Origin of the sequence: Paeniglutamicibacter sp. NPDC091659 (genome assembly GCF_044756805.1) — a bacterium.
Classification (GTDB): domain Bacteria; phylum Actinomycetota; class Actinomycetes; order Actinomycetales; family Micrococcaceae; genus Paeniglutamicibacter.
In genome coordinates, this window is record NZ_JBIVTO010000019.1 from 34,388 (window position 1) to 47,893 (window position 13,506).

The 13,506-nt window shown below is 60.7% G+C and carries 11 protein-coding genes and 2 pseudogenes; 3 read left to right on the forward strand and 10 right to left on the reverse strand.

The genetic code is table 11. The features are described 5' to 3' along the window. Positions 1-208: 208 nt before the first annotated feature. Positions 209-1,450, reverse strand: coding sequence for a hypothetical protein (locus tag ACIQLF_RS21320; protein ID WP_400303095.1), 1,242 nt, complete (start codon positions 1,448-1,450; stop codon positions 209-211). 494 nt (positions 1,451-1,944) lie between these two features. Here ACIQLF_RS21320 and ACIQLF_RS21325 point away from each other — a divergent pair, with 494 nt between their 5' ends. Then, positions 1,945-2,367, forward strand: coding sequence for a P-loop NTPase fold protein (locus tag ACIQLF_RS21325; RefSeq protein ID WP_400303098.1), 423 nt, complete (start codon positions 1,945-1,947; stop codon positions 2,365-2,367). Here ACIQLF_RS21325 and ACIQLF_RS21330 read toward each other — a convergent pair. The 3 genes from ACIQLF_RS21330 to ACIQLF_RS21340 form a co-directional block, all read right to left on the reverse strand. Next, complete coding sequence (locus ACIQLF_RS21330; RefSeq protein ID WP_400303100.1) at positions 2,319-2,831, reverse strand: NUDIX domain-containing protein; 513 nt, start codon at positions 2,829-2,831, stop codon at positions 2,319-2,321. The genes ACIQLF_RS21325 and ACIQLF_RS21330 overlap by 49 nt on opposite strands. A 501-nt stretch (positions 2,832-3,332) precedes the next feature. Further along, positions 3,333-4,652, reverse strand: coding sequence for a M20 family metallopeptidase (locus tag ACIQLF_RS21335; protein ID WP_400303102.1), 1,320 nt, complete (start codon positions 4,650-4,652; stop codon positions 3,333-3,335). 49 nt (positions 4,653-4,701) lie between these two features. Further along, entirely contained in the window at positions 4,702-5,196 is a 495-nt protein-coding gene (locus ACIQLF_RS21340) for a flavin reductase family protein (protein WP_400303105.1), read from the reverse strand. A 513-nt stretch (positions 5,197-5,709) separates the two neighbouring features. Here ACIQLF_RS21340 and ACIQLF_RS21345 point away from each other — a divergent pair. Further along, a complete protein-coding gene (locus ACIQLF_RS21345) occupies positions 5,710-7,767 on the forward strand; it encodes an ATP-binding protein (protein ID WP_400303107.1) in 2,058 nt (685 codons plus the stop codon). Between the two features lie 22 nt (positions 7,768-7,789). Here ACIQLF_RS21345 and ACIQLF_RS21350 read toward each other — a convergent pair whose 3' ends face one another. Genes ACIQLF_RS21350 through ACIQLF_RS21365 form a run of 4 tightly spaced genes read right to left on the reverse strand, consistent with a single transcriptional unit; the run spans position 7,790 to position 11,089 of the window. Then, positions 7,790-8,098, reverse strand: coding sequence for a hypothetical protein (locus ACIQLF_RS21350; protein WP_400303110.1), 309 nt, complete (start codon positions 8,096-8,098; stop codon positions 7,790-7,792). Next, positions 8,095-9,537, reverse strand: a complete 1,443-nt coding sequence (locus ACIQLF_RS21355) for an amidase (protein WP_400303113.1) — start codon at positions 9,535-9,537, stop codon at positions 8,095-8,097. The genes ACIQLF_RS21350 and ACIQLF_RS21355 overlap by 4 nt, the downstream gene beginning before the upstream one ends. Beyond that, positions 9,537-9,944: a YybH family protein gene (locus ACIQLF_RS21360; RefSeq protein ID WP_400303116.1), complete on the reverse strand. Its 408-nt coding sequence runs from the start codon at positions 9,942-9,944 to the stop codon at positions 9,537-9,539. The genes ACIQLF_RS21355 and ACIQLF_RS21360 overlap by 1 nt, the downstream gene beginning before the upstream one ends. Beyond that, the gene (locus ACIQLF_RS21365) at positions 9,941-11,089 is read right to left on the reverse strand and encodes an LLM class flavin-dependent oxidoreductase (protein WP_400303119.1); all 1,149 of its coding nucleotides are present in this window, start codon (positions 11,087-11,089) and stop codon (positions 9,941-9,943) included. The genes ACIQLF_RS21360 and ACIQLF_RS21365 overlap by 4 nt, the downstream gene beginning before the upstream one ends. A 309-nt stretch (positions 11,090-11,398) precedes the next feature. Between ACIQLF_RS21365 and ACIQLF_RS21370 the strand changes: the two are divergent. Continuing rightward, positions 11,399-11,503 (forward strand): annotated as a pseudogene (locus ACIQLF_RS21370) (recombinase family protein); the annotation flags it as partial. 86 nt (positions 11,504-11,589) lie between these two features. Here ACIQLF_RS21370 and ACIQLF_RS21375 read toward each other — a convergent pair. After that, a pseudogene (locus ACIQLF_RS21375) lies at positions 11,590-12,800 on the reverse strand (Y-family DNA polymerase). A 107-nt stretch (positions 12,801-12,907) separates the two neighbouring features. Beyond that, positions 12,908-13,288, reverse strand: coding sequence for a LexA family protein (locus ACIQLF_RS21380; RefSeq protein WP_400303125.1), 381 nt, complete (start codon positions 13,286-13,288; stop codon positions 12,908-12,910). Between the last annotated feature and the right edge of the window lie 218 nt (positions 13,289-13,506).

Sequence of the window (13,506 nt, forward strand, 5' to 3'; positions counted from 1 at the left end):
ACCGTTGGCTCGTGCGATGCGCACCCAGACCCAAAACCCCTTCCAGAGAATCTCCGTGACCCGGAGAAGGACGTGAACAAAGGGCTAGGCGATCCGCAAGATTTTCGTTCGCGCCGCCAGCGAAAGGGTCGACTGCGAGATCGAGGCCGCCCCGGCACGGAAAACTGCCCCACATAACCGGGGACGACACCGACAACCCGCCGGGAAGCTAGTTCTTCCAGCGGACAACGACGTCCCCCGAATCGGCTTCGCGGTCCTTGGGGTCACCCGTGGACCAACTCAGGTAGTCCCCGGAGCAATAGTCCATGTTTTGGCCCTGCGAAGCTGCCACCACCGACAGGTCCCTAGAGTCGCGGTCGTACACGTAGTGTTTGGTGGCGAGGTCTTCGGATCCACCCTGGTACGTCCACGAAATCAGGGGACCGCATTGGGTCAGCCACGAAATTTCAGCATCTTCGGGAGTTTGGAACATCTCTGTTTGGCGGGTGCGGGGGTCAACGAGGTAAAGGTTTTTGTCGTATTCCACCGCGAACCCACGTTCATCGGAGCCCCACAACCACATGGCATATTCCGCGGTGGAGTCCTCTGCCACGCGAAGGATTTCATCCCGTTTTCCTCCCGGCACGTAGGAACTGATCGTTTCCGTATAGCCCTTTTCGCTGTCGTTCGGGACATCGACCGCAGCCAGTACCCTGTCTTCCCACACATACAGGGGACCTGTCGGCGGCTTCTCATCGATGAGGGTCGGATCGAATTCGTCCCGCACGGTGCCGGGGTCTTCAAGGTCGACGGAAAACAGTTTCTCTTCATAGAAGTCATCCTCGGTGTTACTGCGCTCGAAGTTCCAATAGACCCTGCCGTCGACCAGTACGGGAGAGCGGAGCATCGTGTGTTCATAGATATCGTTGGGACCCTTTTTCCATGAACGCGTTGCCAGCACCCGGACCTCGGTGCTTCCCGGAGAGACGCTGAGGATTTTCCATCCCCTGCTCGAGGCATTCTCGGAATGGATTTCGCCCCAAATTATCCCTGCATCGGTAACCGTCATACCGGAAATTTCTTGCGGCAGATAATCCTTCCTTGAAGGTCCCGCGACGGTGAACGGCTCAAGGGACCCCGAAACGTAGCGCCCGAGGCGCTGGGATTCCGGATCGATGACATATCCGTTTTTCTCCTGCTCCTGAACCGATTGGCGAGGTCCATAGATTCCCACCAAGGCTCCGGAGGAGTCCACCGCCTGGACCAGGAACGCCGTTTTCGAGTTCACGAGGCCACGCGTCGAGGATTCTTCGGTGAAGTCCTCGTCTTTGGTTGCCGCACGGGCATGCTCGATACCTTGGACATGGGCGGTGACCCTGGTGCCATCGGCCCACACCAGGGGAACAGTCACCGGTGCCGGGGATGCCGCTGCGCTCGAGGGCTGCACGGCAGTCGGCGGGGACAAAGGCATGCAGGAGGTCAGCCCGAGGGACATCACGGTGCAGGCAACCCCGAAAGCCAAAAGGGACCGGGTCCGCGACGCGCGCTGGATGCTACGCCTTGGATTCGACGAAGATTTAATGAGGAGCCCCCAACTGGTTTATCAATCACTTGGATTAGTCTGTGAATAATCCTAGTTCATGGTCCGAAGGATGCCGGGGTAGTCCGGGGCCGTGCCCTTTACCCGGATCGTTTCTTCTCGGGACGTTTTTTCTGAGGCGGGCGTTCTGGCGGCGGCCGCTGCATGCATGCTGTGAGAGGGAGCTTTCCGTCGCGCAGCATCTCGAACTGGACAGGGTTTTCGAGGGATACGAGGCATCCGGATCGACGACGCAACGCCAGTTTGAATGCCCGAATTTGACGTTCAACAGGAACCCGTCGACGAACAGAAGCATTCGCTTCGGTCACAGCCCATCCCATGTCCCATAAATCGAAGGCTTTTTGAGACATTGGCATGGGGCCAGCTTGATTAATGCGGCGCACTCCTGGGATACCAGTATCGTATTCGGACTCACTGGCGCATGGGGCAGCGGGATATCATCGATTATTTCCCTGATTAATGAACAGCTCGATTGCAAGGACTTCAAATGGGTCATAGCCCGTTTCACGCCGTGGGCCACCAGTGACGTTGCCTCCCTGACCCAGGAATTCTTCGCTTGCTTGTCCGAAGCTCTGCCTTCTAAAAGGGAGACGGGAAAGAAGATTCGCACAGCACTCGGAACATGTGCCACCATCGCAAGTCCCCTCTTAAACTTGATTCCCTTCGTCGGCGGAGCCCCTACGTGTCAGGCTGGAGCGGTACCACGTTGTGTGCAATTCCTATTCGTGCCGATACCGTGTCAGCTTTCTGGAGGTGGCTCCCTTCCTGAGATTGAAGGCTCGGAGTGAGGGAGTGTTGCCTGAAGCACGAGGTCGAGCCAAGCGACGCGGTTAGCAAAGCGTTTCATCTTGCCTGGGGCTGTCCAGCGGTAGGAATCATGCTCCCAGTCGATGTGAAGCCGGCGTTTGGAGGTGACGGCCGTGAAGGTGTGAACCAACCAGGGCTGTCCGTCATCATCACTGATGACTAAATCAGGCCCCGCCCGGAGGTCGAGGAGATTTGTCGGGTGAATACCCGTTTCTTCCAAGAGTTCGTCAAGTGCCTGCTGCTTCGGCGTTACGCCGGGTTCGAGGTAACCCGTGATGCAGTGCCACAAGCCTCTGTCGTGGTGGAGGTGTTGGCTTCGCTTGAACAGAGCTATCTTTCCTCGCCATTCGATGACAACCGCAACGACTGTTGTGTGGCCGGGGATGAGCCCTGACGTCTCTGCACTGGGCGCGGTAACGTCTGGCAATGGGTTTTCGATGCTCATAGCCTTCCTTCATCCAGTGCAAACTCCGGATCCAACGAATCCGCCGTCAGAGCCAATTCAATGCGCACCCGGCCGGGGAATCCCTACCTCAAGGCAGCCCTGGGCATGGCGGCGATGTCAATCGCCGGTAGGCCCAGGGCTGTTACCTCGCCACCCGCTACAAGAGCGTCGCCGTCCGGCGAGGATGGAAGGAGTCAACTTCTCCACCCGACGCGACCCGGCCAAAGCCGAAAATAACGCCGTCAAACGCCTCAACGCCCTCGGCTATCAGGTCACCCGCACCCCGGCCACGGTAGCCTGACACACCTGACTTCGTGTTAGTGCGTTCGGGAACTGATGTCATAGACGCCACCCTTCCATCCCGATTCAACAAGGTCTATGAAGTCCTTTAGGGACAAAGTGGCGTAGTAGTCGACGTACCGCAAGACAGTGCTTTCCTTGTGAGAAGCAGTAGCTTCAGGCGATTTCATTAGAGGCTCCAGTCGGATTCGTTGCTTCAGCTCAGTCCGCGACGCCACACCAGTCCATGGCTGTCAGGGCGAGAGACAGCGCTGCATCGTGTACCTCGCTCAGTGAGCACCATTCGTTTGCTTTGTGTGCGTTTGCCAAGTGACCGGGTCCGTAGTTGACGACAGGAATTCCGCTGCTAGCGATCCAAGTGGCATCACATGCGGCGGGAAATGCCTCAATGGTCGCGTTTCTGCCGGTCGCCTGCTGGTGGCCATGTCCAAGCGCGCCAACGATGGGATGCTCGACGGGAGTTTGGTATCCGGGGAAATCAAGCTTCCAAGTGAAAATAGGCGGATGCTCCGTTAGCCACCGGTCGTGAGAGACGTACCGCATAATAAAGTCTTGGATCTCCGCCTTGACCTGCTCGGGATCGACGAAGGGCGGATACCACGCGCAGAAGTCGATGTCGCAGTATTCGGAGAAGATGAAGGGGATGTTGATATCACGGCCTTGGCCATTAATCACGCCTGGCATGATCGAAAAATGCCCTGCGGGGAATAGCGGTGCCTGTTTCTCGATCCCCCAGTTGTGCTCGAGTTGGTAAAGAGCCTGCAGGACGATATAGCCTTTGTCGATCGCGTTGACGCCCGCGGCGTCTCCTGCCCCTCCCGCCCGGACGAGCTCCCGACGCAGCCCGATGTGTCCCGCCAGGCCTTCCACTCGCACCTGGCCCCACAATAGGGAGGCCGCCGTGGGGTTTATGTTCAACGGCGTCGAGAAGCTCGCCGACGGTTCGAGCACAATGGCCGCGTCTGCTGTGTAGCCAGCTGCTAGTACGTTTGAGGTCCCGACCTCGTGCTCGCCGAGCTCCTCTCCGGCGACTGACTGAACGATGAGGTCTCCCTTGAGTGGAACGCCCGCCTCTTGGAGGGCGCGAACAGCCCAGAAGGCGGAAACAACACCGGACTTCATATCGGAAGCTCCCCGACCGAAGATCTTTCCATCCTGGATCTCGGGGGCGAAAGGCTGACGCTCCCAGTTGCCTTCGTCTCCTGGGGGCACAACATCCACATGGCCGTTGAGGATGAGGGATCGCCCGTTGCCACTGCCATTGATCCGTCCAGCGAAGTTCTCCCGGCGTGCCACAGAGGACAGCGTTTCCGCTTTATCGAAGTACGAACTGAACCTCTCCTTAAGCAGGAGGTTCGCCTCGGACTCGTACCCGATATACGCGTCGTGATCAGCTCCTGGATAGTTGGGGTTGACGCTCGGTACTTCGATGAGATCACCGAGGGTCCGGGAGATGTCCTCGCGGTGGTTTTCAAGAACCGCCCTTACTCGCTCTACATGTTGGTCTGCAGTTGTGTCCATGATCTGCTTTTCCTTTCTCTGGTTTGCTTGGCTACGATGCGACTCCCGTTCACACTGCGTGAACGGCTCCGAAAACGCTTCGGTGGAAGATGAGTGGAGGCACCGAGGGCTCCTGGGCGATAGCCTGCAACCGGATCAAAGCCAAGAGGTGATCGCCGGCGGGGAACTCCTCGACAAGCTCTCCCTCGAACCATGAGGTGGCACCGGCCATGAAGATTGCACCGCTGTCAGCAGTCACAGCTGGAACGTTGTCCAGCCGCCGCTGCATCGGCCCACTGGCAATGGCGCGGGCTAGTTCAGCCTGTTCGCAACCAAGGAGTGATCCGCCGATGCGCCCCTCCCTTAAGGCTGGCCAGGTCTCCGACTCTCGGCGGATAGACACCGTTAATAGCGGCGGCGCCAGAGAAACGGTCGTGAACGAGCTGACGGCCATGACGATTCTCTCGCCCGAGCGCTCGGCAGCTAACGCGAGCACCGCCGACGGAACATGTCCGTAGAAGGCTCGGAGTGCGGTGTGTTCGAAGGGTGCATCCCTGAGATCCATTTTCAACTCCATCGAATTGTGAAGCCGCAAACGCGACCTCGTAAGATGAAGTATCGTTACCGCAATGGCTTCGCGGATCGGTCAAATTACTGAATCGATTACGGAGATGCGAGGTCCCAAGGCCGGCGACGGTCCGATTAAGTTCATGCCGCCACATCCCGCTCCCTCAGCGTGAGCATCGAGCCGTAGGAATGATAAACAGTGCCAGACAACCTTCCAGCAGAGACGTCGACGTTCGTCGGGCGTAGCGAAGAGCTACGTACGATTCGTGCCCTTATGTCAGGTGCGCGGCTCCTGTCCCTGACAGGAGTAGGTGGGGTCGGAAAGACGCGTCTGGCACGCGCCGCTGGATACGACTTGCGGCGGGCATTTTCCGACGGTGTCTGGCTGGTGGACCTAACCGGGATGTCAGATACCGATGTCATTGAGCAGTCCCTTCGGGACGCCTTTCCTGGCCCATTAGGGACCGCATCGCTTGCGGACCAAATCGGTAAGCGGGCAATGCTCGTCATCATGGACAACTGCGACCGAGTGGGCCCCGCCGTCGGACGCATGGTCATGGACCTGCTCGGTAGCTGCCCCGAATTGAAGGTCATCGCAACCACACGAAAGGCTCTTGATGTCACCGCAGAGCATGTGTACGCCGTCTCGCCGCTGAGCGTTTCCTCGCCGGCACCCGGAGTGGTTTCGGAGGCCGTTGCCCTCTTTCGCGACCGTGTCATGGCCCTCGACAGCCGCGCACATCTGGAGGTAGGCGCGCCCGAAGTGATAGAACTTTGCACGCGTCTGGAAGGACTACCCCTCGCTATCGAGCTGGCCGCGCTACGTACACGAATCCTGAGTGTTCCAGAAATCCTGACCGGTCTGGCGGCGCGTTTCGAGCTCCTGCGCGGTGGCCAGCGCGATATTCCTGTGCACCACCAGAGTCTTCAGGCCCTATTGCATTGGAGCTGGGAACAGTGCCCACCCGGGGAGCAGGAACTTTGGTCGCGCATTGCTGTTTTCGCCGGCTCCGCCTCTCTGGACGCGATCGCCCGCATCACCGGGATGGAGCCCGCACAGGCCATGGATCTCATCGAGTCTCTCGTGCAGCGTTCGGTTCTTAGCCGCACGACCGCCGGGAAGAGTTCTCGTTACAAGATGCTGGACACCATTCGTGAGTTCGGCACTCTCATGTTGCACTCGATCGAGGGTGAGCGCAGCGACGCAATTGTGGCAGACCTTCGTCGTCGACATTCCGCATACTTCCTCCAACTCGTCGCGGACGCCGATCGTGAGTGGTTCGGCAGCAAGCAGACGGAGATTAGCGCGGATATCGGAGAGGAAATGGCCAACATCCGCCTTGCGCTGGAGAACGGGCTGCGCGATGATGAGCAGATCCATGCGGCGGCTATGGCCCTGGCTGATCTGTGGTTCTACTGGGTAGGCTCCGGTCATCTCGAAGAAGGCCGCATGTGGCTTGAGAAGGCTGCGGCCCGCCTTGCTGCAATCGACCGGCTTCCCACCGCCCGCTTCCTGTGCATCCGCGGCTGGGTCTTGCTCGTCACCGGCGACCCCGGCGAGGCGGAGCGGCAGCTAATGGCCGGCGCCTCCTTGGCCGAGCGCGATGGAGACGAGGGCGCGGATGCGCTAGCGCAGGCGTTCCTCGGTGCACTTTGCGGATTTGCCGGAAACACTCAAGCGTGCACGGAACACTACGACGTTGCCATTCGCCTGGCGCGTAGGAGCGGCGACTCGTGCATGCTGGCAATGCTGCTCGTGCACCGGGCCGAGATTCTCAGCGTGTATGGCGAGCTTGAGGAGGCAGAGCGGATGAGCGCCGAGAGCGCTGCAATCTGTGAATCCCAAGGTGACCGCTGGTGCCTGGCCTACACACTGTGGGTTCGGTCGCTATGCGCCTACTTCCGCGGCGACATGGAATCCGCAAAGCTCTTGGCCCGCGACGCGCTGCAGCTCATGGTCCAGCTTCAGGACGATTTAGGTTCGACTCTCACGTGCGAGCTGCTCGCATGGGCGACTCGTGTGAGCGATCCCTTGGATGCGCTCACTGCACTGACGGCGACCGGTTGCTACTGGAACCTGACCGGCAAAACACTCCTCGGGTTCGAAAGGCTCGTGCATGAACGGGTGCTGTCCATGGCCGAGCTCCAAGCGAACGTGCGTCCCGCCGATAGGCTGCGCGCGGAGGACGCTGGCCGGAAGCTCGCCCAGGCCGGCCCATCTGGGCTAGCTTCAGGATTGTTCGGTCACGAGGTCCTTCCCCTCGATCTGCCGGATGGAGCCAGAAAGTCCGGGCGGAAGGCCTATTTGGGGTGGGAAACGCTAACCCGGCGGGAGCGTGAGATCGCCGGGCTGGTTGGAAAGGGTCTGACGAACCAGGAGATCGCCGGCACTTTGGTCATCGGGCGTCGAACCGTCGACTCACACGTGGCAAGCGTTCTCGCGAAGTTCGGTGTTCGGCGCCGTTCGGAGGTAGCCGCGTTCCTCGCCAAATCTCCGGTAGAGCCGGGCGGTGAGACCGTCAGTTCCGGAGAGAGCGAGGGCAGGTCGCGGCGGCGCGACCTGCCCTGACGTGAGCCTTGGTTCCTCCGGGCTAGGTGGGCGGAATGATGTGGGCCCGCACCCACCCCACTTCCGAAACCCAGCCGTTGCGAGCTGCATAGTCGATCATCGACTTGAAGTTGCGGTGCCATTGTGGGTCCGGGGGGCCATGCTCTTCAAGAACTGTAGCTGACAGCCAAACGTGTTCTGCGTCTCGCTCTCCAAGGTTCAGCGACGCGACAGCCTCGCCAATCCACTCCGCACTTTCATCACTGGCCACGGCCAGCCTCTTCAGATCGTAGAGGGCCTCGACCAGGTAGCTCGGTCTGTCGTTCTCGTTTCGGATGAGCCGAATGATCACGCCGGCACCCCCCGATGCGACGCGTGAATCGCCGGCCGTCGGCCGGCCCAAGGCAGAGCACGCTCGAGCTCTGCGGCGAGACGCACGAGGATATCCTCGCGATTCAGATCCGCACCGAGCTGAATGCCGATGGGCAGGCCCGTTGTACTGACCGCCAGCGGCAGGCTCACCGCAGGGCCGCCGGTAACGTTGTACAGGGCGCAGGTCGGATACGCTGCTACGCAGCGGCGGACCCAATCCTCAGCCGAACAACCCGGGTCATCGGCGTCGAAGCGACCCAGCAGAGGCGCCAGCTGATTTGCCGTCGGGGTTATCCAGACATCCCAGATGCCAAAGAAGGACCCCATCTTGCGGGAGACCAAGTTATTTACCGAGAAGGCATGCCCGAGATCCGCGGGGGTCAGCGTCGCGCCTGCTGCCGCGCAAGTTAACGTGGTCGCTTCGAACCGGCTTTCATCGCCCTCTCCCTGCAGCAACGGGGTCACCCCTGCAGACGTACCCGCGCACCACATAGTCGTCAAGGCATTCAGGAAGCTATCCCAATCGAGGTCGGGGTGAACGAATTCGACGTGATGGCCCAAATCCTCCAGAGTGCGCGCTACGGATTCGAGTGAGGCACGTACCTCCGGATGCACCGCTTCGCCACCCCATGTCTCGATAGACACCGCAATCCTCAGCGGCGTTGATGCTGCTTCCAGTTCATCTTTAAACTGCCGTCGCGGAGGCGGCGCGGTATATTTCTCGCCCGGAGCACCCCCGTGGACCAGATCCAGCAGATACGCCGTATCCCTTACACTACGTGTAACCGCGAGCTCGACGGCGTTGCCATAAAAGAGCTCCTGCTGTCCCGGGCCGAGCGGGACCCTCCCGCGGCTGGGCTTCAGCCCGACCAGGCCGTTGTGCGCCGCGGGGATGCGAATGGACCCGGCGCCGTCACTCGCGTGCCCGATGGGAACGGCGCCTGCCGCCACCAGCGCGGCTGAACCGCCGCTCGAGCCGCCGGCCCCCCGCGAGGTATCCCACGGATTATGCACCGGCCCGCCCCAGCGCGGTTCGGTGGACACACTGAGCGCCAGCTCCGGCGTCTTAGTCGTCGCGACGATAGCTAGACCCGCCTCGCGAAATCTTTTAACCAAGGTCGAGTCGGTTTCATATACAAGCCCCTCCGCGAACGCGCCCGATCCTGCGTGGACCGGGATCCCCGTCGCGTGCGCGATCACATCTTTCAGGACAATCGGTACTCCGGCGAGTTCGCCGTCCTGGGACCACGCCAACGGCGGATCGAACGGCCCCTCGACCACGGCGCCCAGAATGGGGTCGAGGTCCCGAATCGCAGTAAGAGCAGCCTGCTGGGCTTCCGCGGCTTTAATTGCCCCATCGCGGATCAGCGTTGCCAGACCAACTGCGTCCTGGGCAGCATATTCTTCAGGCGTTAGCACTAGTAACTCGCCTCGCTTCCTTGCTCGCCGGATACCGCAGTCCAGATATCGCGGTAAATCCCCCAAGTTCCGTCTTTGTCACGTCGGTGCACGATCAGGTAGTTGCTCCGGGAGACACTCATGCCTTCCACCGTCTGGAACGTACCGGCCGCGTTCCCGACCTCGATGGCAAGATCCTCGCTGTGGACGAAGTCTGTCACCGCCACATCCTGGCGGACGAAGCCCGCGTCGAGCCATGCGGCGAACTTTCGCTCGATGGCTTCCCTGCCGGAGACGATCTGGCCATCCGGCATCATCAGGGTGCCATCTTGCGTGTACAAAGCCGCAAACCCTGCCGCATCCTGCTCCTCGATGGCGCGCACCACCGCCCGGTGCACGGAAGCCAGCCAATGCGGTGTCAGTGTCATTGTGCCACCTCGTAGCTCGCCCGCTGGCGCGGATCTCCAGGGAGAAGGCCGACCGGGCCGGAGCGCACGACGCCCGCAGGATTGGAGAAATAAGGGATCACATAGCGGCCAAAGTTCTCGATGGACTGCATGATCTCATCATGGGTCCCACCGTCAATGCGCAGAATGACCTCGTCCGCTCCGGCATCCGCTAGGCGTTGCACTTGGCCGATGCAATACTCCGGGTCACCGACCAGGATCGTCGGGCCGCAGTCGCGCAGCCATGCAGCATCGTCGACGTGATCCCGCAGCTCCGCAAAGCGGCTGAAGCCGCCGTACTGCTCCGGCGAACGCTCCGCTAGCTGCACGTAGACGTCATTAATGATCAGGCGAGCAAAATTAAGCAAGTCCCGCTCCGCATGGGCCATGGCCTCGTCGTTAGTCTTCGCGCAACGCGCGGTCATCACGGAAGCGCCAGCGGACTTCACAGCGAATGCGCCCACGGGCTTAACCTCCGATTCGCATACATTGTTGTATCCGTCAAGGTAGGACTGGAGAACGTCCCAGCCTAGGTAAAGGTCGGAGGTAAACATGCCCAGTCCGCGGCGGCGCGCGTCGGCTGCGGACTCTTCGCCTTGAACGACCTTGTAGAGCGGCGGATGCGGCTCTTGGACACCCTTTGGAGTCAGCCGGCGCTCGGGGATCTTGCCCCAATGCTTGCCGTCGTGGCTGAAGGTATCGTTGCTCAGCGCACGGACGATGAGCTCGAGGGCCTCCTCTGAACGGCCCTTCGTGTCTTCCAGCGAGACGCCGAACGCGTCCAACTGAAGAAGGGTGTTGCCGCGGGCAGTCGCGAGTTCGATGCGCCCGTTAGAGAGGATGTCGGTCGTCGCGGTCTGTTCGGCGATGAGCACCGGGTGGATCACCGAGACGAGGCGGCTCATGTAGCGCAGCTTGATCTTATGCGTATTGAGAGCCACAGCGGTGTACAAAGCCTCCGGAGACGGTGTCACTGCTAAGTCGTTGAAGAAATGGTGCTCAGAGGTGCCCCAGCCGTAGAACCCCATCTTTTCCGCGAACACAGCCTCCTCTATCATGTCGAAGTAGCGTCGATGGTGGGTCGTTCCTGGGAGCGTGCCGCATTCGGACATCAGGATGAAGCGCATTAGTATCAGCTCTCTGTCGTAACCTTCCGGCACACAAGCCGGTTGAATACTAGGTTGCACGCTCCGAGCCGCCCAGTGATCCGTATTAATACGGATCGGTTACTGAAATCCTGATTTGCGTCAAGGCCCAACACGAGCAGCATGATAGGGAAACTCAGCGATATGTCCGAACAGCAGTAAACCGTGATCCTCGGGCTGCGAGTCAAGACGGTGGGGAAGGAGCGAGGTTTGGCGTCCTGCATTGTAGGCGCCGCTGGCCCGAAGCCGGTGGCTGCTAGTTCTCAATGAGATCCGGGGAACGTAAGCACGCTGGACCAGAACGAAAAACGCCAGCTCGACCTCCAGGTTCTGGACCGGGTCTTCACGGACACGGCCTCCGGCAGAGACACCGCGAGGCCACAACTCACGGAACTGCGTGAGTAAAAAACGCGGTTTCACCGCGATCTGGGGGCGCGAAACCGTCCGTGGTACCCAAAAGCACCCGCCCGAGGCACGGGCCGTTAGCTGGCTTTGACGATCAGCAGTTCGTCCCAGTGCGTGGTGTAGCGCGGTGACATCATGTCCCGGCGCATCGTCCACTCGGGGCCGGCCTTCATCCCGGCCAGCCCCAAGCCCACGGCATTGACGCCGTGGCGCTGCTTGATCTTCTGGATCAGGGGGCCGATGTCCTTGGCCTCGTGCGGGTTCACGAACGGCTCGAACGTTTCCTGGGCTCCGGTCGGGCGAAGGTCGGTCACCACGATTCCGGCACGTGCGTACTTGATGCCCTCAATGATCCGGGGAAGCAGTTCCTTGGCAGCCCGGGTCAACAACAGCGGATCCGCGGTGGGGCCGGGCAGGGCAACGGTGACGGCCGGCTGGTGGTTGTCACTGGTGTTGTAGTGGCTGGTCATCGCCCAGGCGCTCAACACCTTGGCTTGGCGCTGGTGCTTGTGCAGGCGTGCCGAGGCCTGTTGTGCATAGATCCCCAGGACCTGTTCCATGCCGTGGGTGTCGGTGATGGGCGTGGAGAAGGAACGGCTGAAAATCAGCTGGTCCTTGATTTCACGGTCCTCCTCCATCGGAATGCACGGGATGCCGCGCAATTCCAGGATGGTGCGCATCATGACGATCGAAAAGCGGTTGCGCAGCATGACCGCGTCAGCATCTCGAAGGTCTTTCATGGTCCAGATCCCCAAGCCGTTCAGACGCTTGGTCAACCGCGGACCTATCCCCCACGTCTCCACGATGCTCAGCCGGCCGAGCAGCTGCTCGCGGTCGGCCGGGGTGACGGATTCCCACACGCAGACACCCTCGAGATTCTGAAATTTCTTCGCGCAACGGTTGACCAGCTTGGCCAGGGTCTTGGTCTTGGCAATGCCCACGCAGACTGCAGCCCCAGGTGGTCCATCACGTCTTGCTTCATGCGCCGGGCCAGCCGCCGCAGCTCGGGCAGCGTGCCCCGGAGACCGAGAAATGCCTCATCGAGGCTGTAGACCTCGACCCATGCCGAGTGCCGGCCCAGCAGCTGCATCACGCGGGAACTGAGGTCGCCGTAGAGCTCGTAGTTACTCGATCTTGCGACCAGTCCCGCCCCGCGGAAGGTTGCGTCTGTTTCCAGCTTGAACCAGGGTGCACCCATTTCCACACCCAGGACCTTGGCCTCCTCGGAGCGTGCGACGGCGCAGCCGTCGTTGTTGCTCAACACGATGACCGGCCGCCCGATGAGCATCGGGTCAAAGGCCCGTTCGCAGCTCACATAGAAGCTGTTCACGTCCACGTGCGCAATGTACTCTTCCGGGCTCCCGCAAGATCCCGCATCGGATGCAATAGCGCCGTTTACAGGCGGTGTAGACATGTTTCGGCAACTCCCCACACCGTCAGGGAAGCCAACTCCCCCACGGCCAGATCCGGGTAGTCCAGGCTTTCGGCCTGCAGGACGACGCCTTGCGGAGTGAGGCGTAGGCGCTTGACGGTCATTTCGCCGTCCAGGATGGCCACCACCACGGATCCGTCAACGGGTTTGCGGGCGCGGTTCACGATGAGTTCATCGCCGTCCGCGATTCCGGCGCCCTGCATGGAATGGCCGGAGACGCGAACGATGAAGGTGCTGGTGCTGTCGTGGATGAGGTGTTCGCTGAGGTTGATGGACCCAAGGAAGTAGTCTTGGGCCGGGCTGGGGTACCCGGCGGCGACGGAGGTCTCGGCGACCGGCAGCATGGTTTGGTCGCTGTCACCATCTATGGAACTTATATTCTGCACAGTCATCATTGCACCCCAATTTATAGAAATTTAGTTCTACATAAGGATACGTCCGCTACCCACGCTTTGCTCTGCCCTACCCCTAGATGATTGATTCCAAGGGCTCAGTGGTCATAGGCGGTCAGTGAGCGCAGCGGATGACGGCCGGTGTTCAGGTTGTGCCAGATCGCCGCGGT